24 protein-coding genes and 1 other RNA gene are annotated in these 25,144 nt (G+C 67.0%); 11 read left to right on the forward strand and 14 right to left on the reverse strand.

The genetic code is table 11. The features are described from left to right. Positions 1–125 precede the first annotated feature (125 nt). Complete coding sequence (locus ABWV23_RS17870; protein ID WP_353350178.1) at positions 126–2,624, forward strand: GcvT family protein; 2,499 nt, start codon at positions 126–128, stop codon at positions 2,622–2,624. Between the two features lie 83 nt (positions 2,625–2,707). Here the strand turns inward: ABWV23_RS17870 and ABWV23_RS17875 are convergent, their stop codons facing one another. From ABWV23_RS17875 to ABWV23_RS17885, 3 genes are all read right to left on the reverse strand, one after another. After that, positions 2,708–4,042: an 8-oxoguanine deaminase gene (locus tag ABWV23_RS17875; RefSeq protein ID WP_353350180.1), complete on the reverse strand. Its 1,335-nt coding sequence runs from the start codon at positions 4,040–4,042 to the stop codon at positions 2,708–2,710. Positions 4,043–4,164: 122 nt separating this feature from the next. Then, positions 4,165–4,956: a histidinol-phosphatase gene (hisN, locus tag ABWV23_RS17880; RefSeq protein WP_353350182.1), complete on the reverse strand. Its 792-nt coding sequence runs from the start codon at positions 4,954–4,956 to the stop codon at positions 4,165–4,167. 54 nt (positions 4,957–5,010) lie between these two features. Further along, a complete protein-coding gene (locus ABWV23_RS17885) occupies positions 5,011–5,382 on the reverse strand; it encodes a helix-turn-helix domain-containing protein (protein ID WP_353350184.1) in 372 nt (123 codons plus the stop codon). 272 nt (positions 5,383–5,654) lie between these two features. Here ABWV23_RS17885 and ABWV23_RS17890 point away from each other — a divergent pair, with 272 nt between their 5' ends. Then, positions 5,655–6,611, forward strand: coding sequence for an NADPH:quinone oxidoreductase family protein (locus tag ABWV23_RS17890; RefSeq protein WP_353350186.1), 957 nt, complete (start codon positions 5,655–5,657; stop codon positions 6,609–6,611). A gap of 17 nt (positions 6,612–6,628) precedes the next feature. Here ABWV23_RS17890 and ABWV23_RS17895 read toward each other — a convergent pair whose 3' ends face one another. Beyond that, positions 6,629–7,510 (reverse strand): LysR family transcriptional regulator, encoded by an 882-nt coding sequence (locus tag ABWV23_RS17895; RefSeq protein WP_353350356.1) that lies wholly within the window; start codon positions 7,508–7,510, stop codon positions 6,629–6,631. 123 nt (positions 7,511–7,633) lie between these two features. Here ABWV23_RS17895 and ABWV23_RS17900 point away from each other — a divergent pair, with 123 nt between their 5' ends. Beyond that, the gene (locus ABWV23_RS17900; protein WP_353350188.1) at positions 7,634–7,843 is read left to right on the forward strand and encodes a DUF1127 domain-containing protein; all 210 of its coding nucleotides are present in this window, start codon (positions 7,634–7,636) and stop codon (positions 7,841–7,843) included. 191 nt (positions 7,844–8,034) lie between these two features. After that, positions 8,035–8,772 (forward strand): Bax inhibitor-1/YccA family protein, encoded by a 738-nt coding sequence (locus tag ABWV23_RS17905; RefSeq protein WP_353350190.1) that lies wholly within the window; start codon positions 8,035–8,037, stop codon positions 8,770–8,772. A gap of 77 nt (positions 8,773–8,849) precedes the next feature. Here ABWV23_RS17905 and ABWV23_RS17910 read toward each other — a convergent pair whose 3' ends face one another. From ABWV23_RS17910 to gatC, 8 genes are all read right to left on the reverse strand, one after another. Then, positions 8,850–10,091 carry an Hsp70 family protein gene (locus ABWV23_RS17910; RefSeq protein ID WP_353350193.1) on the reverse strand — a complete coding sequence of 414 codons (1,242 nt, stop codon included), beginning with the start codon at positions 10,089–10,091 and terminating at the stop codon, positions 8,850–8,852. Positions 10,092–10,183: 92 nt separating this feature from the next. Beyond that, complete coding sequence (locus ABWV23_RS17915) at positions 10,184–10,690, reverse strand: hypothetical protein (protein WP_353350195.1); 507 nt, start codon at positions 10,688–10,690, stop codon at positions 10,184–10,186. Positions 10,691–10,828: 138 nt separating this feature from the next. Continuing rightward, positions 10,829–10,996 carry a 50S ribosomal protein L33 gene (gene rpmG, locus ABWV23_RS17920; RefSeq protein WP_007814563.1) on the reverse strand — a complete coding sequence of 56 codons (168 nt, stop codon included), beginning with the start codon at positions 10,994–10,996 and terminating at the stop codon, positions 10,829–10,831. 199 nt (positions 10,997–11,195) lie between these two features. Next, positions 11,196–11,592: RNase P RNA component class A (gene rnpB / locus ABWV23_RS17925), an RNA gene on the reverse strand. A gap of 70 nt (positions 11,593–11,662) precedes the next feature. Then, a complete protein-coding gene (locus ABWV23_RS17930; protein WP_353350197.1) occupies positions 11,663–12,406 on the reverse strand; it encodes an N-acetylmuramoyl-L-alanine amidase in 744 nt (247 codons plus the stop codon). Further along, positions 12,357–13,157, reverse strand: a complete 801-nt coding sequence (locus ABWV23_RS17935) for a hypothetical protein (RefSeq protein WP_353350199.1) — start codon at positions 13,155–13,157, stop codon at positions 12,357–12,359. Before ABWV23_RS17935 ends, ABWV23_RS17930 begins: the two co-directional genes overlap by 50 nt. A gap of 40 nt (positions 13,158–13,197) precedes the next feature. After that, positions 13,198–14,685, reverse strand: a complete 1,488-nt coding sequence (gene gatA / locus ABWV23_RS17940) for an Asp-tRNA(Asn)/Glu-tRNA(Gln) amidotransferase subunit GatA (protein ID WP_353350201.1) — start codon at positions 14,683–14,685, stop codon at positions 13,198–13,200. Positions 14,686–14,688: 3 nt separating this feature from the next. Continuing rightward, positions 14,689–14,976: an Asp-tRNA(Asn)/Glu-tRNA(Gln) amidotransferase subunit GatC gene (gene gatC, locus ABWV23_RS17945; protein ID WP_353350203.1), complete on the reverse strand. Its 288-nt coding sequence runs from the start codon at positions 14,974–14,976 to the stop codon at positions 14,689–14,691. A gap of 162 nt (positions 14,977–15,138) precedes the next feature. Here gatC and ABWV23_RS17950 point away from each other — a divergent pair, with 162 nt between their 5' ends. Continuing rightward, complete coding sequence (locus tag ABWV23_RS17950; RefSeq protein ID WP_353350205.1) at positions 15,139–17,031, forward strand: ATP-binding protein; 1,893 nt, start codon at positions 15,139–15,141, stop codon at positions 17,029–17,031. On the opposite strand, the gene ABWV23_RS17955 is transcribed toward ABWV23_RS17950, so the two are convergent. Beyond that, positions 16,914–18,119 (reverse strand): MFS transporter, encoded by a 1,206-nt coding sequence (locus ABWV23_RS17955; protein WP_353350207.1) that lies wholly within the window; start codon positions 18,117–18,119, stop codon positions 16,914–16,916. The two genes, ABWV23_RS17950 and ABWV23_RS17955, sit on opposite strands and share 118 nt — an antisense overlap. A 181-nt stretch (positions 18,120–18,300) precedes the next feature. On the opposite strand from ABWV23_RS17955, the gene ABWV23_RS17960 reads away from it, so the two are divergent. Then, on the forward strand, positions 18,301–18,996 hold the full coding sequence (locus ABWV23_RS17960) for a metal-dependent hydrolase (protein ID WP_353350209.1): 696 nt from the start codon (positions 18,301–18,303) through the stop codon (positions 18,994–18,996). Between the two features lie 180 nt (positions 18,997–19,176). On the opposite strand, the gene ABWV23_RS17965 is transcribed toward ABWV23_RS17960, so the two are convergent. Beyond that, positions 19,177–19,635, reverse strand: coding sequence for a nucleoside deaminase (locus ABWV23_RS17965; RefSeq protein ID WP_353350211.1), 459 nt, complete (start codon positions 19,633–19,635; stop codon positions 19,177–19,179). A gap of 62 nt (positions 19,636–19,697) precedes the next feature. On the opposite strand from ABWV23_RS17965, the gene ABWV23_RS17970 reads away from it, so the two are divergent. From ABWV23_RS17970 to ABWV23_RS17990, 5 genes are all read left to right on the forward strand, one after another. Next, entirely contained in the window at positions 19,698–20,672 is a 975-nt protein-coding gene (locus ABWV23_RS17970; protein WP_353350213.1) for a pseudouridine synthase, read from the forward strand. Between the two features lie 192 nt (positions 20,673–20,864). Continuing rightward, positions 20,865–21,767: a 5-bromo-4-chloroindolyl phosphate hydrolysis family protein gene (locus ABWV23_RS17975; protein WP_353350215.1), complete on the forward strand. Its 903-nt coding sequence runs from the start codon at positions 20,865–20,867 to the stop codon at positions 21,765–21,767. A 32-nt stretch (positions 21,768–21,799) separates the two neighbouring features. After that, positions 21,800–22,990, forward strand: a complete 1,191-nt coding sequence (locus ABWV23_RS17980) for a toxic anion resistance protein (RefSeq protein WP_353350217.1) — start codon at positions 21,800–21,802, stop codon at positions 22,988–22,990. A 6-nt stretch (positions 22,991–22,996) separates the two neighbouring features. Next, a complete protein-coding gene (locus ABWV23_RS17985) occupies positions 22,997–23,968 on the forward strand; it encodes a DUF2927 domain-containing protein (protein WP_353350219.1) in 972 nt (323 codons plus the stop codon). A 36-nt stretch (positions 23,969–24,004) separates the two neighbouring features. Continuing rightward, complete coding sequence (locus ABWV23_RS17990) at positions 24,005–25,129, forward strand: SPFH domain-containing protein (RefSeq protein ID WP_353350221.1); 1,125 nt, start codon at positions 24,005–24,007, stop codon at positions 25,127–25,129. Positions 25,130–25,144 lie beyond the last annotated feature (15 nt).

Genomic DNA, 25,144 nt, shown 5'->3' on the forward strand with positions numbered 1-25,144 from the left:
TTTTTCGTTGCGTCGAAATCGCCGCGAGGTCGGTTTTGCCGCAAATCCTGTCGGATGGCCTCTGAGCCGCTCTGCGCGCATGGCATACATCAGGGACAACAGACTCAATTCCGGAGCGCGGTATCATGAAGACCCATGTCAAAGCCCTGGTCGTCGGCGGTGGTGCCGTCGGCGCCTCGATCGCCTATCACCTCGCTCGCGCCGGCTGGTCCGACGTGATGCTGCTGGAGCGCGACGAGCTGACCAGCGGCTCGACCTGGCACGCGGCGGGGCTGCTGCCGCTGTTCAACATGGGCTACGCCACCAGCCACATCCACGACTACAGCGTGAAGTTCTACAAGACGCTGGAAGAAGAGACCGGCCTCAACGCCGGCTTTGCCGTGGTCGGCAACCTGCGCATGGCCCAGAGCGACGCGCGGATCGACGAATACAGGCTCTATGCCTCGACCGCCGAAACCGTGGGCATCCCCTATGAATGGCTCACCCCGGCGCAGATCAAGGAACGCTGGCCACTGGTGCGCACCGAGGATCTGAAAGGCGCGATCTTTCACCCCACCGACGGCTACATCAATCCCGCCGACGTCACCCAGGCGATGGCCAAGGGCGCGCGCCAGCGCGGCGTCGAAATCGTGCGCAAATGGCAGGTCGACGGTTACGAATGGACCGGCAGCGACTGGCGCGTCACCGTTACCCGGATGGTGGAAAAGGGCGGCAACCTCGTCCCGTCGGAGGAACAGCAGGTGATCACCGCCGAACATGTGGTCACCGCCACCGGCAACCATGCGCAGCGCACCGCGCGGCTGCTGGGGCTGAAGATCCCCGCGATCCCGGTGGAGCACCAGTATATCGTGACCGAGCCCGACCCGGCGCTGGTGGACTACCGCAAGACCCGGCCCGAACACCCGGTCCTGCGCGACGCCGACGCCAAGTGGTACGTGCGCGAAGAACGCGGCGGCTGGATCCTTGGCCCCTATGAGCGCAATGCGCCGGCCCGATTCCTCTACGACGTGCCTGAAGGCTTCCGCGCCGACCTCTTCCCGCTCGACCTGGAGCGGATCGAGGAGGAATACATGAGCATGATCCACCGCATCCCCAGCTCGGAGACGGTGGGGCTCAAGGACGATTTCAACGGCCCGATCTGCTATACGCCCGACGGCAACCCGCTGGTGGGCCCGGCACCGGGGCTGCGCAACATGTGGCTGGCCGAGGGGTTTTCCTTTGGCATCACGGCGGCCGGCGGCACCGGGTATTACCTCGCCCAGATGATGGTCGAGGGCGAGGCCGAGATCGACATGGCCAGCCTCGACCCCAAGCGCTACGGGTCCTGGATGACGACCGAATACGCCGCCCGCAAGAACGAGGAGGCCTATGAGCATGTCTACATCCTCCACCACCCGGACGAAGAACGCCCCGCCTGCCGCCCGCTGCGCACCGCCCCCGCCTATGACCGGCAAAAGGCGCTGGGGGCGCAGTTCGGCTGTGTGAACGGCTGGGAGCGGCCCAATTATTACGGTCCGTTGAATGCACCCGACAGCTTTGACCACGACGCCCGCAGCTTTCGCCGCGGCGGCTGGTGGCAATATGCGGTCGAGGAGGCCAAGGCGGTGCGCGAGGGTGTCGGCCTGATCGACGCCACCGCCTTTACCAAGCATGTGGTCAAGGGGCCCGGGGCCACGCAGTTCCTCGACTGGTTCACCTGCAACAAGCTGCCCAAGGTGGGGCGCATCAACCTGACCTATGCGCTGACCTCTGCCGGCACCACGCGGACCGAGTACACCATCGTGCGGCTGGGCGAGGATGAATACTACCTCGTCTCCGCCGGCGCCTGGAGCGCCTATGACGCGGATTACCTGCGCAAGGCGGCCGCGGACAAGGCCGCCGAGTTCGGCTATATCGAGATCCAGGATGTCACCAGCCAATGGGGTGTCCTCGCCATCGCCGGGCCGAAATCCCGCGACGTGCTGAACGAGATCGTCAAGGATGCCGATCCCGCGACTGTGCTGTCGAACAAGCGTTTCCCCTGGCTGTCGATGCGCGAGATCGAGCTGGGCATGTGCCCGGTGCGCGCGATCCGTGTCGCCTATACCGGCGAGCTGGGGTGGGAGTTGCATCACCCGATGGAGATGCAGAACTATCTCTGGGATCAGCTCATGGCGGCGGGGGAAAAGCACGGCATGAAGCTGGTCGGCGCACGGGCGCAGAACTGGCTGCGCCAGGAAAAATCCTATCGCGCCTTCGGCACCGAACTGGGCCGCGACGCCACCCCGCTCGAGGCGGACCTGCCGCGCTTCGTGGATCTGTCGAAAGAGTTTCATGGCAAATCGGCATTGGAGGCCAAGGGCATTCGCTCAAAATGTTGCACCCTGCTGATCGACGGGCCCGACGATGCCGATCCCTGGGGGCGCGAGGCGCTCTATGATGGCGACACCAAGGTCGGGCGTCTGACCTCGGGCGGCTATTCCGTGGCCTTCGGCAAATCCATCGGCATGGGCTATGTCAAACCCGAGCTTGCCGTGCCGGGCACCAGGCTCAAGGTGCGGATGTTCGACCAGTTGTGGGAGGCCGAGGTGGTCGCGGACAGCCCCTATGATCCCAAGAACGAGACCATCCGCAAGGACGGCTGAGCGAAACCGAACCGAGGCCGGGGCGCCAAGCGCCCCGGTGCCTCCTGCGGGCGAATTTGACAAAGAGAAGAAGCGGGGCCGGCCTAGCCCATCAGGGCGCGGGCCAGCGCGTTTTGCCGCTCGATCACGCGCGGCAGGTCGAGGGTGGCGATCTGCCCGTCGCGCACCACCTGCCGGCCCTCGACGAAGAGGTGTTTGACGCGGGAGGGGCCGGCCAGCAGCAGCGCGGCGGGGTCCCAGCTCCCGGCGCTGTCGATGCCGGTCACGTCCCAGAGCGCGATATCGGCGCGCTTGCCTACCTCGAGCCGGCCGCAGTCGGGCCGGCCCAGCACGTCGGCGCCGCCCCGCGTGGCGATCTCCAGCGCCTCGCGGGCGCTCATCGCGTTGGCGCCGTTGGCCACCCGCTGCAACAACATTGCCTGCCGCGCCTCCTGCACCAGGTTGCCGGTGTCGTTGCTGGCCGAGCCATCGACGCCCAGCCCCACCCGCAGGCCGGCATCGCGCATCGCGCGAATCGGCGCGATGCCGCTGCCCAGTCGACAGTTGGAACAGGGGCAATGGGCAACGCCGGTCTGGCTGCGGGCGAAAAGGTCGATCTCCTGCCCGTCCAGCTTGACGCAATGGGCATGCCAGACATCCGGTCCGGTCCAGCCCAGATCCTCGGCGTACTGGCCCGGACGGCAGCCGAAATGGGCGATGCTATAGGCTATATCCTCGTCGTTCTCAGCCAGGTGGGTATGCAGCATCACGCCCTTGTCGCGGGCCAGAAGCGCAGCGTCGCGCATCAGGTCGCGACTGACCGAGAAGGGCGAACAGGGGGCGATGCCGACGCGTACCATCGCGCCCTCGGCCGGGTCGTGAAAAGCATCAATTACCCGGACCGCATCGGCGAGGATATCCGCCTCGCGTTCCACCAGCGCGTCGGGCGGCAGGCCGCCGTCGCTCTCGCCGATGCTCATGGCGCCGCGGGTGGGGTGAAAGCGCAGCCCGATCTCCCCCGCCGCGGCGATGGTATCGTCGAGCCGCGCCCCGTTCGGGTAGAGATAGAGGTGATCGGAGGTCAGCGTGCAGCCCGAGAGCGCCAGTTCGGCCAGCCCGGTGAGGGCCGAGACATGCACCTCTTCGGGACCGAAACGCGCCCAGATCGGGTAGAGCGTTTGCAGCCAGCCGAACAGAAGCGCATCCTGCCCGCCGGGCACCGCGCGGGTCAGGCTCTGGTACAAGTGGTGGTGGGTGTTGACGAGGCCGGGGGTGACGACGCAGCCGGTGGCCAAGACCACCTCGCCCTTGGTTTCGAGATCGGGGCCGATGGCAGCAATGGCGCCGTCACGGATCAGGAGATCGGCGCCCGCCAGCTCGCGGCGTTGGTCATCCATCGTCAGGAGGGATTCGGCATTTCGGATCAGGATTTCGGTCATTCGTGCACACTCCGGTCTGGCCCGTTTCGATTGCGAAGTGTGACAGGGGCGCCGACAGAACACGGACAAAGGACTCGGCGCGGGGCGAGGATACTGGCCGTGGATCGTGGGTGCAAGCGAACCTAGGTCCGGCGCAGGATCTCCAGCGCGGCGGCGTGCAGCGTGGCGTTGGCGGCGGCGAGCACGCGGCCACCCTCATGGACCGGACCTCCCTGCCAATCGGTCACCATGCCGCCGGCGGCCTCGATCACCGCGATCGGCGCCTGGATGTCATAGGCGTTAAGCCCGGCTTCGATCACCAGGTCGATCTGGCCCGCCGCGAGCAAGGCATAGGCATAGCAGTCCATGCCATAGCGGGTCAGGCGCACCTGTTCGGCCACCGCCTGGAACCCGGCGCGTTCCTCTGGCGTGCCGACCTCGGGGAAGGTGGAGAACAGAATCGCGCGGTCCAGCGTTTCGGTGGATCGGGTGGACAGCGCCACGCGCCCGCGCGGGCCGTCGAGAACCGCCAATCCGGGCGCACCGATGAACCGCTCTTGCGTATAGGGCTGGTCGATGATGCCCAGGACCGGGCCGTTTGCCTCGGACAGGGCAATCAGCACCCCCCAGGTCGGCGTGCCGCTGAGGAACCCACGGGTGCCGTCGATCGGGTCCAGCACCCAGGTCCGCCCGCTGGTGCCGGGCCGGGCGCCGAATTCCTCGCCCAGGATGGCGTCGTCGGGCCGGTGGTGCATGAGGATATCCCGCATCGCCGCCTCGGCGGCGCGGTCGGCCTCGGTCACCGGATCGAAACCGTCGGCCTGCTTGTTCTCCGCCACCAGCTCGGGGTTCCGGAAATAGGGCAGGATCACCGCGCGGGCGGCCTCCGCGAGAATTTCGGCGATTTCGAGATCGGTTGGGGCGGCCTGTGTCATGGCCGTTCAGGTGCCACGCGGCGACGGCGGATGCAAGCGCCGCGCAGCCCTTGCTCAGGCGACGTCGCTGAGCACCCGCGCCAGATCGAACAGGCGGCGACGCTGGTTTTCCGGGATCGCGTAGTAGGAGCGGACCAGGTCCAGCGCCTCCTTGTCCCCCAGCAGATCTGCCGGCACCTTGGGCTTGTCGCTGTCCGCGCTCACCGTTTCCTCCAGCCCCTCGAAAAAGAAACTGACCGGAACCTCGAGCGCCTCGGCGATATCCCATAGCCGGGATGCACTGATCCGGTTGGCCCCGGTCTCGTACTTCTGGATCTGCTGGAACTTGATCCCGACCTGCTCCGCCAGTTGCTGCTGTGTCATGCCGACCAGCCAACGGCGATGCCGGACTCTCTTGCCGACGTGTACGTCAACCCGATGTGGCATGGCTTTCTCCTTGAATGTCACAAACGACCTTTCGAAACTGCCTATGTAAGGCTCGGGATCGTCTCCTCCAGACACACCCGCGATTTTCTTCGCATATGTGCAGGCGGCCCGAATATACATTCCCAAATGTAAGGCGATTTGCCGTTTCACACAAGACAGTTGATTTCCATCAGCGATATTTGTCCCTGTGGTTGTGATTTTCCGCCCCCGGGCACCGGTTTGACATGGCCACGTCATTTCCCGCAAATGCCTTGAAAACCCAAGGGGAACTCATGCGCGCCTATCGAATGGACCTCCCGGGCGGACCCGCCCGACTGTGCGATCAGCCGATTCCGAATCCCGGCCCGGGGCAGATCCGGTTGCAGATTCGGGCCTGCGGGCTGAATTTCGCCGATCTGCTTATGCAGAAGGGCACCTATCAGGATACGCCCGACCTTCCCTTCACCCTTGGCATGGAGGTGGCCGGGGTGGTGGACGCCGTCGGGGATGGGGTGACCACACCCCAGGTCGGCGACCGGGTGGCGGTCTATGCAGGTCAGGGCGGGTTGGCGGAGTACGGCGTGTTCGACGCGGTGCGGGCGGTGCGGATTCCCGACGAGATGCCGTTTGACCATGCCGCCGCCTTCCAGATCGCCTATGGCACCAGCCACATGGCGCTGGACCACCGGGCGCGGTTGCAGCCCGGCGAGACCCTTGTCGTGACCGGCGCGGCCGGCGGGGTCGGGCTGACGGCGGTGGAGATCGGCAAGCTGATGGGCGCCAGGGTGATCGCCCAGGCCCGTGGCGCCGACAAACTGGAGGTCGCGCGCGCGGCAGGGGCCGATCACCTGATCGACGCCTCCGAGGACCTGCGCGCCCGGGTGCTGGAGTTGGGCGGCGCCGATGTCGTTTATGACGCGGTGGGCGGGGACACCTTCAAGGCCGCCTTCCGCGCCTGCAACCCCGAGGCGCGGCTGCTGCCGATCGGCTTTGCCGGGGGCGAGGTGCCGCAGATCCCGGCCAATCACCTGCTGGTCAAGAACCTGACCGTGATCGGGTTCTACATCGGCGGGTACCTGAAGTTCCGCCCCGAGGCGGTGGCAGACAGCCTGCGCACGCTTCTGGACTGGTACCGGCAGGGCCGCCTGAAACCGCATGTCAGCCACCTGTTGCCACTGGAGCAGGTCGAGGAGGGCATGACGCTGCTGCGCGAGCGGCGCGCCACCGGCAAGGTGGTGATCACGCCCTAGGGCGCCCGACCCCGCCCCTACCCCACCACGCGCAGCGGCGATGCGGCATGACCGCGGATGGTCTGGCGAATCAGGGCCGCCAGTTCACCGACCAGCGGGTTGCCCCCCAGGTCCCGCACATAAAGGTTGATCTTGTGCGCCGGCAGATCGGGCAGCGCGGACCCGTGATCGACCTGCTCCAGGAAGCGCGGCTCGGAGCCGTCGAGCATGGCGGTCAGGGCCAGATCGGCGCTGACCGTGGCCTCGATGGTGCGGTCGGAGTCCGCTTCCACCGCCATTTCCCAGTCGATGCCGGCGGCGTTCAGCGCCTCGATCGCCTCGGGGCGGAACATGCACTGCCGCCCGAACGCCAGCCGCAGCGGGCGCTGCCGCCAGCAGGAGCCGCCCTGCGCGCCGACCCAGTTCAACGGCAGTTCCGCGATCGTCTCGCTACCCTCGCTGGTGGTCGGTTCGGTGGTCAGGATCAGGTCACACTCCCCCCGGCCATAGGCATGCTTGAGCTGCCGGCTGTAAGAGGAAAGGAGCTGGACCTTGACCCGTGGAAACGCGGCGTTGAACCGCTTCAACACGCTGGGGATCGCCGGGTAGACGATGTCATGGGGCACGCCCAGCACGATTTCACCCTCGAAGGCCTGGTCGGTGAGCCGCCCGATCACCTCGTCGTTGAGCGCCACCATCCGCCGGGCATAACCCAGAAGCTGATCACCGGCGGCGGTCAGCGCGATGGTCCGCCCGGACCGGTCCAGCAATTGCAGCCCCAGCAATTCCTCCAGCCGCTTGAGCTGCATCGACACCGCCGACTGGGTCAGGTGCAGATAGCCCGCCGCGCGGGTCACGCCACCATTGTCGGCGACCGCGACGAAGGACCGGAGCGTGGTGATGTCGAGATTTCGCATGATCAAATCCTGTGATGAAAGGGATCAAAAACATTCGCTTTTAAAATGCACCATACTCCACCATATAAATCAAGAAATTTGATTGAACTCCTGAAACACATCACAGATCAAGGAAGGACACGAGACATGACCTATACAACCGCCTCCCACCGCCACACCTCCCGCCGCCCCTCGGTGCTCCGCACCTTGGGCCGCCTCGTGGCAGTCTGGCGTCAGCGGCAGATGCTCAAGGATCTTGACGACCGCGCCCTGCAGGATATCGGCCTGACCCGCGAAGAGGCCCATGCCGAGGCGCGCCGCACGTTCTGGGACGCCCCCGAAACCTGGCGCTGCTGATTCGACCCTCTCCCCTCGACTGAATCCGGCCGACCGGCCGCGCGCCATCGCAGGTGCGCGGCCATTTTCGCTGCGTGAATGACGGAAAATCCATCGGATTTCCTTGAAAACTCAGCCATCTCCTCCAATATTCACACATGAATGCCGTCCGCGCCTGCGGGCGGAGCAACCGGCTTTAATGGAGACCATGAATGGCTGAATTCGACACAATCCGGACGGCTGCCGGCGCGCGCACTGCCCAGATTGACGCGGGTCTGCGCGCCCATATGAACAAGGTCTACGGCACCATGTCCGTGGGCATGCTTCTGACCTTTGCCGTGGCTTGGGCCGTGGGCAGCAGCCCGCAACTGCTGGGCGTGTTCCGCGACCCGATGACCCTGCAACCCAATATCCTGGGGTGGATCGTCATGTTCGCCCCGCTGATCATGGTGTTCGCCTTCGGCGCAGCCCTGAACCGCCTGTCGGCGGCCGGTGCGCAACTGTTCTTCTATGCCTTCGCGTCGGTCATGGGCCTGTCGCTGAGCTGGATCTTTGTCGCCTTCACCGGCTTTTCGATCGCCCAGGTGTTCCTGGTGACCTCGATCGCCTTCGCGGGCCTCAGCCTCTGGGGCTACACCACCCAAAAGGACCTGTCCGGCATGGGCACCTTCCTGATCATGGGCGTGATCGGTCTGGTCGTCGCCTCGATCATCAACATCTTTCTCGGCTCGCCCGCGATCATGTTCGCGATCTCGATCCTGGGGGTGCTGATCTTTGCCGGCCTGACCGCCTATGACACCCAGAAGATCAAGGCCACCTACCTGCAGCACGCCCACACCGGCGACAGCGAATGGCTGGGCAAGGCCGCCATCATGGGCGCGCTGAGCCTCTACCTGGACTTCATCAACATGTTCATGTTCCTTCTGCAACTGCTGGGCAACCGCGAGTAACAGCGACGAACCTGTACGTTTCGGGGGCCGGTCTGTACGACCGGCCCCTTTCTTTTGGGCCCGCTCGTTTTTCCCACTCAGCCCCGCGCGGCCAGTGCCAGCCCGTCGACCACCGCCGTGAACGCCTCGGATCGCAGGACCTCGGCGCCGGGGCACAACGCACGGGCCTCCTCCGACACGATGCGCATCAGGCTGGAGCCGCCGACAAGGATGATTCGCCCGATCTCCTCCGGCCCGACCCCGGCCAGCACCAGGGTTTCCGCCGCCGCCGCGCGCAGTGCGGCGCGGGTCTCGGACAGAGCCGTATCCAGGCTGTCGGGCGTCACCTCCTCGGCCAGACCGGGCGTGATGAACCGCATGTCGATGCGCCCACCGGCGCCGCCGCTGTTGGCGGCGATCTTGCCCCGCTCGACCGCGAAGGCCAGCTCGTGGCCCAGTTCCATCTCCAGTACTTCGGAAAAACGCGCTATCCTCTCGCGCTCGACCGCAAGGCGCGCCATGTCGTCCACCATCCGCCGCGTCTCGGGGGTGTAGAGAAAGGGGATCTTCGCCCAGGTCGCCAGGTCGACATAGGGTGCGCGCGGCACCGGCAGCAGCCCCGCGCCCATCTGGCGACGCAGTTGTCCGCCCAGCCCTAGGTGCGGCATCGCGTGGGTCATGGATACCGCGTGATCGAAATCGGTACCGCCAAGGCGGATGCCGTGGCTGGCCAGGATCTCGGGCCGCCCCGCGCCGGTCCGGAACACCGAGAAATCCGAGGTGCCGCCGCCGATGTCGACGATCAGCCCGATCTGCCCCTCCGCGCCCATGCCCTGGCAGGCGATGGCGGCGGCCTCAGGCTCGGGCAGGAAGTCGACCGAATCGAACCCGGCGGCGTGGTAGCAGGCACGCAGGTCGGCCTCGGCCTGGGTGTCCTTGTCTGGATCGGCGGTGTGAAAATGCACCGGCCGCCCCGACAGCGCCCGAACGAATCGCTGCCCGGTCACCGCCTCGGCGCGCTGGCGCAATTCCGACAGGAAATCGGCGATGATCCCGGACAGGGCACGACGATGGCCGCAGATCAGCCGCGTCTCATGCAACAGCGGCAGGCCCAGCACGCTTTTCAGCGCCCGCATGTACCGCCCCTCCTCGCCCCCGATCAGCGCCTCGGCCGCCGAGGTGCCCAGCCGCATGGCGCCCTTGTCCTCGGGAAAGAACACGGCCGTGGGCAGGGTTTCGTTCCCGCGCTCGATGGGAATGCGAAAGACCCCCTGCGCGGTGGCGAGGGCCGCCGCGGAATTGGAGGTTCCGAAGTCGATGGCAAGGGTCTGTGTCGGCATGGTGCAGGCGTCCCGGAAAGGGGGCCGCTGCTACCCTGTTCGGGCGACGAGCGCAAGCCGAGCCGGCAGAGACCCGGCGTCAGGCCCGGGGCCTAGCGGCAGTCGACCGGCACCGCCGCACCGGCCGATGCCGCCGGGCGTTCGCGCAGGTAGGCCGGGCCGGCGGTGACACATCCGGTCAGGCGCGGCACCGCGGCGGAAAACGCCGGGCCACTCCCGGCGGCAAGCTTGCCGCGCCGCCCCTCGGGCAGGCGCATCACCGCGTGCAGCAGACCGTTCACCTCGACCATGCTGAGCCGCACCGGCGCCCCGCCAAGGGTCGCGGGAATCGAATCGGCCGCCCCCTGCCCGCCATGGGCGATGGCAATGGCGGCCATTTCGGCGGGATCGCCGGTGGCGACCCGCAACCGTTGCGGCGGATGCGCCGCCAGCGCCTCGACCGGGCCGACCGCGCGACTGACGGTGTCACTGTCCTGGCTGGCCTCGGCACGTGGTTCACCGTCGATTCCGGTGAACCCGATGCCACGTTGATAGTTCGGGCCGTTGCAGGCGGCGAGCACGGTGCAGATCAGGCAGGCAGAGGCAAACAGGCGAGTCATGTCAGGGCCGTCGGTTGGGTCTGGTTGCGCCACGCTAGCGCCAAGCGGCCCCAAAACACAAGCGCCGGGCGAAAAACGCAAAAAGGCCGCGCAAAAGCGCGGCCCCCGCATCCGGCCAAGGCCGGTCGGATTGCAAGATTACTTGATCTTGCCTTCCTTGTACTCCACGTGCTTGCGCACGACGGGATCGTACTTACGCACCACCATCTTCTCGGTCATGGTGCGGGCGTTTTTCTTGGTCACGTAGAAGTGGCCGGTGCCCGCGGTCGAGTTCAGGCGGATCTTGATGGTCGTTGGTTTCGCCATTTCATCTCTCCTGCGCCGGGCACAGCCGCGCCCGTGAAATTCTCATGAAGCCTGCCTTTTAACGATGGCGCGCCCCGAGTCAACCGCGTTTTCGCCCGGCGGTGCCAAAGGTCGCGCAACCGACCGGCGGCGATGGCCGGTCGCCAGGGCGAACACCCGTTTTGAAGGGGGCGAGAAAGCCCTGGTGTGGAGAGAGAATAAGCGCGGAGGGCCTGTAAGCCGGATTTTGTTCAGGGGTTGCCCCCGTCGATGACCATTCATCTGGGACGCGACTCGCGTCGCGCCTCGTGCTGCCAACCCGACCCCTCTCGGCTGAAGCGGGCCTAGCGGCGGTTTCCCCTTGCGGGGACCGGCCCGCGCGGGGGTCCTATTTGGCATTGCTCCCGGTGGGGCTTGCCGTGCCGCCCCTGTTGCCAGCGGCGCGGTGGGCTCTTACCCCACCGTTTCATCCTTACCCCGGACGCATCCGGGGCGGTTTCATTTCTGTGGCGCTTTCCGTCGGGTTGCCCCGCCCGGGCGTTACCCGGCACCGTTGCTTCAGGGAGTCCGGACTTTCCTCGACGACACAAGGCCGCCGCGGCCATCCGGCCCTCCGCGCTGATGGGGGGATAGGGGGTCAGGGGGGCCGGCGTCAATGGGCAAAGGCCGGATCGGGTCGGTGCGGTGTCAGGTGCCGCGCATGGCGCCGCCCGCGGCCTCCTGCGCCGCCACGAAGCCCGCCAGCGCCTCCATGTCCGCCGGCGACAGCGGCCCCCTGCCCCAGGGCCGGAGACGGTGGCGCACCGCACTCAGCAGATCCCCGTCATCGGCCTCCGGATAGCCGGCCCGCCGCGCCAGCGCGCGAAAGCCCTGTGCCTCTGCAACACCGCCGGCCTGCGGATGATGCGCCAGCGCCAGCCCCTGCCGGGCCAGCCGCGACCAGTCAAAGCGCGGGCCGGGATCGCATTTGCGCCCCGGCGCCATGTCGGAATGGCCGATAACCCCCGCCGGGCCAATGCCCCAGCGGATCATGATCCCCGCCAGCAGCGCCTCCAGCGCCGAGATCTGCGGTTCGGAAAAGGGATGCGTGCCGAGATTGTCCAGTTCGATCCCGATGGAGCGCGAGTTGATGTCATCACAGCCCCGCCACGATCCGGCCCCGGCATGCCAGGCGCGGTCGGCCTCGCGCACCATCTGCCAGACCGTGCCATCGGCACCGATCAGGTAATGCGCCGAAACCTCGGCCGCCGGATCGCAGAGCCGCTCCAGCGCCGCACGGGCGCCCTTCATCGCGGTGTAATGCAGCACGATCAGAGACGGACGCAGCCCATCGCGCCGCGCGCCGAAATTGGGGGACGGATGCCAGAGCGGCGTCACCCGATCAGTTCTTGACCGCCTGGCGGAACGGCGCGGGATCCCAGCTGCAGGCATAGCCGTCACCATCGGGATCGAGGCCCATCCGGTCACGCTTGGGCCCGCCCTTGGACAGGAAGGCCATCTGCGCCAGGTCGGGCGAGCCGTACTTGGCGCAGTTGCGCTCCATCTTCGCCCTCGGGTTCGGGGTCAGCCCGCCGCGGGTGTAAAGCTGCACGCCGCGCGGATTGTTGGTCTTCAGCGCGTATTGCACGATGTTCGGCTGCTGGTCACCCGGTCGGCGTGGCACCTCGGTCGGGGCGATCTGGGTATAGAGCTGGCGGTTGTGGGCGATGCGCTCAGCGTCGCTCTGGATCGACTCGCGCGTGGAGACAGCCTGGAAATCGTTCTCGTCCGAGATCCCCGGGTTGTTGACCGCCGTGGGCGCGGGGTTCAAGGGGCTGGCCTGCAACGGCATCTGCCCGGAATTGGCGCGCGCCGCCTGCAGCGCGGCGGCGGTCTCGGCCGCGATATCGGCGGCACTGTCGCCGGTTTGCGCGGCGGAGGCGACCGCTGCGGTCTGCACCGGCTGCGTGCCTTGCGGCGATTGCTGGGCCGAAACGGTGCCCGCCGCCGAGAGCGGCTCGGACGACACAGCAAGCGGCGGGGCCACCCCGGTGGTGGTAGGCGCCAACCCGGCGAGCTGCGCCTCGCGGGCGCGCTGGGCCTCGACCGAAGTGTTGAACCCGACCCCTGCCGCGCTGTCCGGGATTGCCGGAGCACAGGCACTCAAACCGCCCATGATCAGGGCCGCATGGAGAAAACGCATGGCTGCTGTCCTGCCGTTCTTGCTCTTGTTGGCGGGCGTTTTACCACCATTTCTCCGGTTTGGCCACAAATCCGGCTGCCTGCTCCAGCGCGTAGGCGGTGTTCAGCAGATCGCCCTCTTCCCACGGGCGCCCGATCAGTTGCAGCCCCAGCGGCAGCCCCTGGCGGTCGACCCCGGTCGGAACCGCGATTCCGGGCAGCCCGGCAAGGTTCACGGTCACGGTGAAGACATCGTTGAGATACATCTGCACCGGGTCGGCCTGGCCCATCTCGCCCAGCCCGAAGGCCGCCGACGGCGTGGCCGGCGTCAGGATCGCGTCGACCCCTTGGGCAAAGGCGTCCTCGAAATCCTTCTTGATCAGGGTCCGCACCTTGCGGGCGCGGTTGTAATAGGCGTCGTAGAACCCCGCCGACAGCACGTAGGTGCCCACCATCACCCGGCGCTGAACCTCGGCGCCGAAGCCCTCGGCGCGGGTCTTTTCGTACATCTCGGTGATGCCGTCGCCCGCCTCCAGCGTGGCGCGGTGGCCATAGCGCACCCCGTCATAGCGCGCCAGGTTCGACGAGGCCTCGGCCGGGGCGATCACGTAATAAGCCGGCAGCGCGTACTTGGTGTGCGGCAGGCTGATGTCGACGATCTCGGCACCCGCCGATTTCAGCATCTCGGCGCCCTCGTGCCAGAGCGTCTCGATCTCTTCGGGCATGCCGTCCATGCGGTATTCCCGGGGAATGCCGATCTTCTTGCCCTTGATATCGCCGCTCAGCACCGCCTCGAAATCCGGCACCGCCAGGTCGACAGAGGTGGAATCCTTGGGATCGTGCCCGGCCATCGCACCCAGCATGATCGCCGCGTCGCGCACCGATTTGGTCATCGGCCCGGCCTGGTCGAGCGAAGAGGCAAAGGCCACCACGCCCCAGCGCGAGCAACGCCCGTAGGTGGGTTTGAGCCCGACGGTGCCGGTAAAGGCGGCGGGCTGGCGGATCGAACCGCCGGTATCGGTACCGGTCGCGGCCAGGCACAGGTCGGCGGCCACGGCGGCGGCCGATCCGCCCGAGGACCCGCCCGGCGTCAGCGCCGCATCGTCACCGCCACGCCGCCAGGGGCTGACCGCGTTGCCATAGACGCTGGTTTCGTTGGACGACCCCATGGCGAATTCGTCCATGTTGAGCTTGCCCAGCATCACCGCACCGGCATCGGCGAGTTGCTGGCTGACGGTCGATTCGTATTCCGGCAGGAAGCCTTCGAGGATGCGGCTGCCGGCCTGGCTGGGCACGCCCTTGGTGCAAAACAGGTCCTTGATCCCGATCGGCAGGCCGCACATCGCCGGGGCATCGCCCGCCTTGATCCGCGCGTCCGCTGCCCGGGCGCGCTCCAGCGCGACCTCCGGGGTCTTGTGCACGAAGGCGTTGAGCGCCCCCGCGCCCTCGATCTCGGACAGGCAGGCCTCGGTCAGCTCGACCGAGGTGACATCGCCCTTGCGCAGCGCGTCGCGCGCCTCGGCCAGGCCCAGTTTGTTCAGATCGCTCATGTCTTACTCCACCACCCTGGGCACCGCGAAGAACCCCTCGCGCGCATCGGGGGCATTGCTCAGGATCTTGTCCTGCTGGTTGCCGTCCGTCACCACGTCCTCGCGCCGTTTCAGCCGCATCGGCGTGACCCCGGTCATCGGCTCGACGCCCTCGACATCGACCTCGTTGAGCTGCTCGATGAAGCCGAGAATGGTGTTGAACTCGCCCGCAAGGGCGGGCAGCGCCTCCTCCTCGACCCGGATACGGGCAAGCTTGGCCACGCGGGCGGCGGTGCTTTCGTCAATCGACATGGAAGACCTCTCGTTGTATCCCTGCGGCGTTTACCCCTCCGGCGCGCCGCCTTCAAGACTGCGCTTCGCTCCGGTCCCCCGGAACGCCCCCGGCGGCCCCGACACTGTTGCCCTGAGACACGCAGATCCGGGCTAACGATCTGTCAATACACTTGCGTCAACTTGACCTGCGAATGGTCATTCTGCGGAGCATGCGCCCTGTCTGTCGTCGCCCCCAACGGAATTGCGAGTTTCCTCCGGGAGTTCGCCTGGCCGGCTGTCGATCCCGACGACAGGCTGACCTCGGCGCGGCGGCGGATCCTCACCTCGCTGTCGTTGATTGCCGCTGTCGCGGGCGTGATCGAGGGGCTGACCTGGTTCGACGAAACACATGGCCTTTCGCCGAGCCGCGCCGGCTGGACGCTCTGGTCCGCCTTTGCCTTTTTCATACCGCCTGCCATTCTGTGGTGGACCGGGCAACTGCGGGTCGCCTCCGTCGTCCTGGTCTCTTATTTCCTGTTCGTGATCGGGGTCCAGATGCTGTCGCCGGTGGGGCTGTCCTGGGCCATGGTTCTCAAGTTCTTCGTGGTTCCGCCGATTTCCATTGCCCTTCTTGGGCCACGAAACGGCGCCACCCTCAGCGTGGTAGTGGTCGCCTGCCTGGTCTGGCTGACCCATGGCACGATCCCGCGACCGATCGGCGTCATCCTGATCAACGTGATCGCCGCGACCACCATCGGCATCCTGATCTTTGTTTCCGAGATCGAGAAGACGACCAAACACCTCGACAGGCTGCGCCGCGAGGCGCAGGCGGCCGACCGTGCGAAATCCTTTTTCCTCGCCAATGTCAGCCATGAGATCCGCACCCCGCTGAACGGGGTGATCGGCGCCGTGCAACTGCTGGAGGACCAGGTTGCCACGCAGGACCAGAAGGAGCTGTTGCGCACCGCCGAGACCTCTGGCCGGGCGCTTTTGCGCATCGTCAACGACATCCTGGACTTCTCGCGGATCGTCGAACACGGGATCCGGCTGGAAAAGATCCCCTTCCGGCGCGAGGATCTGGTGACCAACGTGTTTTCCGCGCTGGCCGTTCCCGCCGAACAAAAGGGAATCACCCTGCGCCAGACCTTCGCCGAGGATGTGCCGCCCTACCTGGTCGGCGATCCGACGCGGCTGTCGCAGATCGTGATGAACTATGTCGGCAACGCGGTGAAATTCTCCGACGGCGGCACGGTGGAGGTCCGGGTGTCGCGCGAAGTTGCGCCGGACATCCCACACAAGGAGGTGGCCGCGCGCGAGATGATCCGCGTCGAGGTGCGCGACGAGGGGATCGGCCTGACCGAGGAGGCCGCCGCGCGAGTCTTCGAGACATTCGAACAGGCGGAAAACGCGACCGCGCGGATCTATGGCGGCACCGGGCTGGGGCTGCCCATCGCCCGCAACCTGGCCAAGCTTCACGGCGGCGAAACCGGGGTGCGCAGCACACCAGGCAAGGGCAGCACCTTCTGGTTCACCTTTCCGCTGGTCGCCGGCGCCCGCCCCACCGAACAGATCAGGGTGGCGCCCGCCCCGGGCCCTGCGCGGTTCGATCACGCCCGGGTCATGGTGGTCGAGGACAACAGGACCAACCAGTTCATCATCCGCAAGTTCCTGGCCAGGCTGGGGGTCGATCCCGAGATCGCCGCCGACGGGGTCGAGGCGGTCGAGGTCGCCGCGCGCCGGCGGTTCGAGCTGATCTTCATGGACATCCAGATGCCGCGCAAATCGGGCATCGAGGCCACCCGCGATATCCGCAAGGGCGGGTTGAACAAGGACACGCCCATCGTCGCGCTGTCGGCCAACGTGATGCCGGAACAAAGGGCCGCCTATCTCGCTGCCGGAATGAACGGTTGCATCGGCAAACCCTTCAATCTGGGCGATATCACCGCCAGCCTTGACCGGTTCGTCGTGCCCGGTGATCAGGAGGCGGCGCCCTCCGCGGTCGCCAGTGGCGCCGCATCGGGGCGCGGCAACGACAACACCAGCAGCAGCGCCAGCACCGCCATCCCCGTCAAGGTGACAAAGGCGGGCAGGTAGCTGTCGCTGCGGTCAAACACCATGCCGGTGAGGATCGGGCCAACCGCCCCGCCGAGGGTGCCGCAGAACAGCACCGTGCCGAAGATCGCCCCATGAGCGCGCATTCCGAAATACTCCGCCACAGTGGGCGAGACCACGACGAACAGCGCGCCATGCGCAAACCCGTAAACCGCCACTGCCGTGAACAGCAACCAGGGCACGGTCAGCCCGGTCAACCCGCCCAGCCCGGCGATCAGCACCACGAAACACAGGGCAAAGGCCCGGCGTCCGCCGATCACGTCGGCCAGCCGCCCGACCGCCAGCCGCCCCGCCACGCTGGCACCGCCCACCACCGACAGCAACGTCGCCGCCGCCGCTGGGCTCATCCCGAGGTCCATACCGTGGATCGGCAGGTGCAGCGGCACCGTCATCAGCGCGGAAAAGAAACAGAACTGCACCGCGCAAAGCGTCCAGAGCACCCGGCTGCGCCGCGCCTCGGCAAAGCTCGCCCCCGCGGCAGGCGCGGTGGCCTGTTCCGAGAGCCCGGTCCGCACCGGCGGGCTCTTCATGATCAGCGCGGCAAACACCAGCAACACGACCGCGCCGCCGCCCATCACCATCACCGCCGGCTGCCATCCCATCCCCGAGATCATAAGCGCCGCCACCGGCGGCACCGTCACCTGGCCGACCGCCGTGCCCACCTTGACCACCGCCGTCATGATGCCGCGCCGCCCCTCGAACCAGCGCGCCACGGTCGACAGCGTGACCACGTCATGGGTGCTCAGCCCCAGCCCGATGAAGCTGCCGCAAATGGCGAAAAGCTGCCAAGGCTGGCTCACCTGCGACAGCAGTGCAAAGCCCAGCCCGTAAAGCACGCCGGTCACCGCCAGAACCCGGGTCGGGCCGAACCGGTCGTTCAGCCGCCCGCCGATCATGCCCAGCACCCCCATCGCCAGGAAGGACAGCGCCGAGGCCGCCGACATCAGCGTGCGCGACCAGCCGTACTCGGCCTCGAAGACCTTGAAGAACAGGCCAAAGGAAAACATCAGCCCGATGATGGTGAACTGCGTCAGGCAGGCGCCCGCCACGACCAAATAGCGCGCTTGCATGGCGCCCCTCCCTCTCCCTTGCCTTGTTTCAACTGTTAACGGATCACCCCCGGGTGGTCCATCGCCGAAGCCAGGTTGATGGCATCGGCCCACCGCGACGGGCAAAGATGTCGCCCTTCCAGGCCATGGATTCTCCCGCCGCCGGTGATAGGGTCCGCAGAAATCAAGAAGGAGGCCCATCATGAAAATCATCTGGCTTGGCCATGGCTCGTTCCGCTTCGAGATCGGCGACCACGTGCTGCTGCTCGATCCCTGGCTCACCGGCAACCCGGTGCTGCCCGAGGAAAGCCACGACGCCGCCGTCGCAGGCGCCACCCATATCCTGATGACCCATGCGCATTTCGACCACTCCGCCGACGCGGTGGCGCTGTCGAAAAAGCTGGGCGTCGCGGTGCATGGCCAGTACGACGTGATGACCCATTGGGGCGAGACCGAGGGGATCGAGACCGTCGGCTTCAACAAGGGCGGCACCATCGACCTGGGCGGTGATGTCAGGGTGTCGATGGTCAACGCGGTGCATTCCTCGACTTTCTCCACCTCGGAGGGGCCGCGCAGCGGCGGCACCGAGGCCGGCTTCATGATCCACGCCGAGGGCAAGACCGTCTATTGCAGCGGCGACACCGACATCATGGCGGACATGGAGTGGATGGGCGATTACTACAAGCCCGACATCGGCATCCTGTCGGCGGGCGGCTATTTCACCATGGACATGGACAAGGTCGCCTATGCCGCCGAGCGGTACTTCAACTTCAAGACGCTGATCCCGGGGCATTACCGCACCTTCCCGATCCTGGAGCAGTCGGCCGAGAAACTCGCCGCCGCCCTGCCCGGCGTCGATGTGATCGAACCGCAGGTGATGCAGGCGATCGAGGTCTGAGGCGGCGCGCGGGTCGCCAACCGGCGGCCCCTGCCCCTGCCGGCATAGCCCTGTCATCCCGGACTTGATCCTGTCATCCCGGACCTGATCCGGGATCGGCCTGCTCCCCTTGGAGAGACCCCGGATCAAGCCCGGGGTGACAGGTGGGTGACTGGGGGGGCAGACACGGCCTCGCCCCGGTCAGCCCTTCCCCCGTCTCTCCGCGAAAAACCGCTTCAGCAGACCCTCGGCTTCGCGCGCGCCGATGCCGTCGTACACCTCCGGCACGTGATGCGCCTGGGCGTGCGAGAACACCCGCGCCCCATGCGCCACGCCGCCCGATTTCGGGTCCGAAGCGCCGTAATACACCCGCGCGATGCGGGCGGCGGCGATGGCGGCGGCGCACATGGCGCAGGGTTCCAGCGTGACATAGAGGTCATGGCCGCCCAGCCGCTCGGACCCGGCGGCGGCACAGGCGGCGCGGATCGCCAGGATCTCGGCATGGGCGGTGGGATCGTTCAATTCGCGGGTGCGATTGCCCGCCGTCGCGACCACCTGGCCAAAGGGATCGACGATCACCGCGCCCACCGGCACCTCGCCGCGCGCCGCCGCCGCCCGCGCCTGCTCCAGCGCCTTGTCCATGTGGGATCGGAACATCATGACCCCTCCCTGCCCCGCAATCGACGCTTTCGCAAGACCGTCTGATCGGCTAAGGCCGAAGCATGAGCACCCAACCGCCCCCCGACACGCCAAAAGGCGACCGCATCGCCAAGGTGCTGGCCCGCGCCGGCGTCGCCTCGCGCCGCGAGGCCGAGCGCATGATCGAGGCCGGCCGCGTCAGCGTGAACGGCAAGCAGATCGACAGCCCGGCGCTGAACGTCACCGACAAGGACCGCATCACTGTCGACGGCAAGCCGCTGACCGCGCCAGAACCGGCGCGGCTCTGGCTGTATCACAAGCCGACCGGGCGCGTGACCACGGCGCGCGACGAGTTGGGTCGCCCGACCATCTTCGACGACCTGCCCGAGGAACTGCCGCGGGTGATGAGCGTCGGACGACTCGACCTCAACTCCGAGGGGTTGCTGCTGCTGACCAATGACGGCGCGATCAAGCGTCAGCTCGAACTGCCCTCGACCGGCTGGCTGCGCAAGTACCGCGCCCGCATCAAGGGACGCCCCAAGGACGAGGATTTCGCCCCCCTGCGCAAGGGGATCACCATCGACGGTGAACGGTTCCAGCCGATGATCGTGACCCTCGACCGACAACAGGGCGCCAACGCCTGGCTCACCATCGGGCTGCGCGAGGGCAAGAACCGCGAGATCCGCCGCGCCATGGAGGAGATGGGCTTTACCGTGAACCGGCTGATCCGGGTTTCTTACGGGCCGTTCCAACTGGGCAACCTGAAATCCGGCGAGGTCGAAGAGGTTCGCCGCCGGGTGATGCGCGACCAGCTTGGCCTTGAGGCCGAGCAGGAGGCCCCGGCCCCGCAGCCCAAACCCCGGCTGCGCCGCAACCCGACGTCCAAGCCCGATACGCGGGGCGGCAAGCCCGAGGCACGTGGCGGCAAACCCACGACGCGCGGAGGCAAACCCGACGCACGCGGCGGCAAGCCCACGGCGCGCGGTGGCAAACCCGACGCGCGCGGCGGCAAGCCCCGCCCCGGTGGCAAACGCCCCCCGACCCCGCGCGGACATTAGACGGCGAGACGACCTGACACGCCCGCGCTGCGGTTCCCCCTAGCAAGCCTGCCCCGCATCGCATACCTTTCGGTGTGTAACGATAGGCTGGGGTGCCCGATGTCTCGGAGCGGAATGCAAAAAATCGCCTACGCGGCGCTTCTGGTGCTGCTCTTCGGGGTGGCGACCGGCTGGCTCGGGGGGCTGTAGCAGATGGCCCAGCGTTTCGGCGGCAAGTTCAGCCCGGACCCCGAGGCAGCGCCAGAGGGCGACGCCGACGCGGGCGCGCCCCTGCGCGGCGCCTATCACGGGGCGCAGGTCGATCCGGTGGGCGCGCGCGCCAACGCACTGTTCCTGCCTGCCGCGCTCTTGGTCTTTCTCTCCTTCGGCGGCGGTGCCGTCTCGATGGCGCTGGGACTTGCTGCCGCCGGCACTCTGGCGCTGGCGGCCTGGCTGGTGCGCGAGGGGCTGCGCGCCGAGGCCGCCTATGCCGCCCGCCGGGTGGCGCGCCGCCCGGTCCTGCCGCGCAAGATGCTGGCCAGCCTGCTCACCGGGATCGGCGCCGGGCTGGCCGCCTACCGGACCGAACCGGGTCTGGTGGCACCGCTGCTCTACGGTGGGGCGGCGCTGGGGCTGCACGCACTGGCCTTTGGCATCGACCCGCTGCGCAACAAGGGGATGGAGGGGATCGACAGTTTTCAGCAGGATCGCGTCGCCCGCGCCGTGGCCGAGGCCGAGGGCTATCTCGCGACGATGTCCGAGGCGGTGCGCCGCGCCGGCGACCGCAAGATCGAGGCCCGTGTCGAGCAGTTCCAGAAAATAGCCCGAGATCTCTTTCGCACCGTCGAAGAGGACCCCCGCGATCTGACCGGCGCCCGCAAGTACATGAGCGTCTACCTGATGGGCGCGCGGGACGCGACGATCAAGTTCGCCGATCTCTATGCCCGCACCCCCGACCGACAGGCCCGCGTCGATTACACCGCGCTGCTGGACGACCTGGAACAGAATTTCGCCGCCCGCACCCGCAAGATGCTGACCGACGATCACAGCGACCTGACCGTCGAGATCGAGGTGCTGCGTGACCGGCTGAACCGCGAGGGCGTCCGCCTTGACTGACCCAAATCCCTTTTCAACGAGGATATTCTCCCATGTCTGAAACTGTCCGCAAGCAAGCCGAGAAAACCCTGTCCGAGATCGAAGAGGTCACCGCCGTCGTACTCTCTGATCCGTCCGGCGACATCGTGGTGATGGAGGAGGCCGGCGAAGAGGTCGGCGCCAACATCCGCAAGCGCATGGGCGAAATCGACATGTCCGACACCAATTCGATCGTCGCCTTCGGCTCCGGCGCCCAGGCCGAGTTGCAGGAGATCAGCCAGGCGATGCTGGCCGGTGTGCGCAACAAGGACGTCGGCCCCGCCGGCGACAGCCTGCGCACCATCGTCACCGCGATCCGCGGCTTCTCGGTCTCGGAACTGGACGTGCGGCGCGAACGCTCGTTCTGGGAAAAGCTGCTGGGCCGCGCCGCCCCCTTTGCCAAGTTCACCGCCCGCTACGAAGAGGTGCAAGGCCAGATCGACCGCATCACCGACGACCTGCTCAAGCATGAGCATACGCTGCTCAAGGACATCAAGTCGCTCGACATGCTCTATGCCAAGACGCTGGATTTCTACGACGAGCTGGCGCTTTACATCGCGGCGGGCGAGGAGAAGCTGGCCGAACTCGACCGCAGCGACATCCCCGCCAAGGAGGCCGAGGTGCAGGCGGCCGCCGAAAAAGATCAGGTGATGAAAGCACAGGAGCTGCGCGACCTTCGCGCTGCGCGCGACGATCTGGAACGCCGGGTGCATGACCTGAAACTCACCCGCCAGGTGACGATGCAATCGCTGCCCTCGATCCGGCTGGTGCAGGAGAACGACAAGAGCCTGGTGACCAAGATCAACTCGACCATGGTCAACACCGTGCCGCTGTGGGAAACCCAACTGGCCCAGGCCGTCACCATCCAGCGCAGCGCAGAGGCCGCCGCGGCGGTGCGCGACGCCAACGACCTCACCAACGAGTTGTTGACGGCGAATGCCAAGAACCTGCGCGACAGCAACAAGATGATCCGCGAGGAAATGGAGCGCGGCGTGTTCGACATCGAGGCGGTGAAACAGGCCAATGCCGACCTGATCGGCACCATCGAGGAGAGCCTTCAGATCGCCGACGAGGGCAAGGCCAAACGCGCCGTAGCCGAGGCCGAGCTGAAAAAGATGGAGGCCGAGCTGCGCGACACGCTGGCCGCCGCCAAGGCGAAAAAGACCGGGCTGGGCGATACCGCCGGCACCGCGGTCCCGGGCTGAGGCGGGATGCGCGGTATGCGCCGCATAGGGCAATCCGGCCTCGCGGCCCTGGCCCTGGCCGGGCCGCTGCTGCTGTCGGGCTGCGAAGAAGCCGGACTGGTCAGCTCGCCCACGCCGCAGGCACGCCCCGCCGCGCTCACGCCGCAGGAGCCGCAACCGCGCTCCGAGAAAAGCCGCGCGCTGGCCCGCTATTACCGCGCAGTGCAAAGCGATCTGCTCACCCGGGGCCTGCTGCGCACCGACGGCGGCGGCCCCGACACCCCGTTCACCGCCGACCAACTGGTCGACAACTTCGAGACCATCGCCTTTTTCGAGGAATACGCGGGCGGCGCGATCCCGGCCCGGCGCACCCGCGGCGCCGGCGGCGAGCTCAGCCGCTGGGCGGCGCCAGTGCAGATCGGAATCGAGTTCGGCGCCAGCGTGCAGCCCGCCCAGCGCACCCGCGACACCAACAGCATCACCGGCTATGCCGCCCGGCTGGGCCGGATCACCGGGCACCCGGTCTCGGTCACGCGCGGCACGACCGCGAACTTCCACGTCTTTGTCGCCGGCGAGGACGATCGCGACTATTTCCAGACCCGCCTGCAACAGCTGATCCCCTCGATCAGCGCCCAGGAACTGGCGCTGTTCCGCAACCTGCCGCGCTCGTTCTACTGCCTTGTCGTGGCGGTCTCGGGCAGCCGAAATCCCAACACCTATACCCGCGCGGTGGCGCTGATCCGGGCCGAACACCCGGACCTGGTGCGGCTGTCTTGCATCCACGAGGAACTCGCACAGGGTCTCGGCCTGCCCAACGACAGCCCCGAGGCACGCCCGTCGATCTTCAACGATGACGACGAGTTCGCGCTGCTGACCAACCACGACGAACTGCTCTTGAACATGCTCTACGATCCGCGCCTGACCCCGGGCATGACCGCCGCCGAGGCCCGCCCGATCACCCGGATCATCGCCCGCGAACTGATGGGACAGGCGCTGTGATCGCCTGCCCGAATTGACAGAAAAAGGATCGGCTTTATGGGAATCTTCGACTTTCTCACCGGCGAATTCATCGACGTCATCCACTGGACCGACGACACCCGCGACACCATGGTCTGGCGGTTCCAGCGCGAGGGACACGAGATCAAGTACGGCGCCAAGCTGACCGTACGCGAGGGGCAGGCGGCGGTGTTCGTCCACGAAGGACAGCTGGCCGATGTCTTTACCCCCGGTCTCTACATGCTCGAGACCAACAACATGCCGATCCTGACGACGCTGCAGCACTGGGACCACGGCTTCAAATCGCCGTTCAAATCCGAGATCTACTTCGTCAACACGACCCGGTTCAACAACCTCAAGTGGGGCACCAAGAACCCGATCATGCTGCGCGACCCGGAGTTCGGGCCGACCCGCATCCGCGCCTTCGGCACCTATACCATCCGGATCAAGGAGCCGGCCCGCTTCATGGTCGAGATCGTCGGCACCGACGGCGAGTTCACCATGGACGAGATCAGCTTCCAGATCCGCAACATCATCGTGCAGGAGTTTTCCCGCGCGATCGCCGGTTCGGGCATCCCGGTGCTGGACATGGCCGCCAATACCGCCGACCTGGGCAAGCTGATCGTGGCCGAGGTCGCGCCCACGCTCGAGCAATACGGGCTGGAGATGCCCGAGTTCTACATCGAGAACATCTCGCTGCCGCCGGCGGTGGAACAGGCGCTGGACAAGCGCACCTCGATGGGGCTGGCGGGCGACCTGGGCAAGTTCACCCAGTACTCGGCGGCCGAGGCGATGACGGCAGCCGCCTCCAACCCCGCCGGTGGTGGCATGGCCGCCGGTCTTGGCGCCGGAATGGGGATGGCGATGGCGCAGAACATGGCCCGGCCCGGCCCCTGGGGCGCGGCACCGCAACCCCAGCAACAGGCCGCCGCCCCGGTGCCCCCGCCGCCGCCGGTCGAACATGTCTGGCACATCGCCGAGGGCGGCGAGACCAAGGGGCCGTTCTCCCGCGCCGACCTGGGCCGGATGGCAACCGCGGGCGAGTTGACGCGCGAAAGCTACGTCTGGACCGCCGGTCAGGACGGCTGGAAACATGCCGAGGACGTTCAAGAACTGGCGCAGCTCTTTACCATCCTGCCGCCGCCCCCGCCGCCGGGCGTTTGATCCGCCCCGTCCTTT

Origin of the sequence: Aquicoccus sp. SU-CL01552, assembly GCF_040365005.1 — a bacterium.
Classification (GTDB): Bacteria; Pseudomonadota; Alphaproteobacteria; order Rhodobacterales; family Rhodobacteraceae; genus Antarcticimicrobium.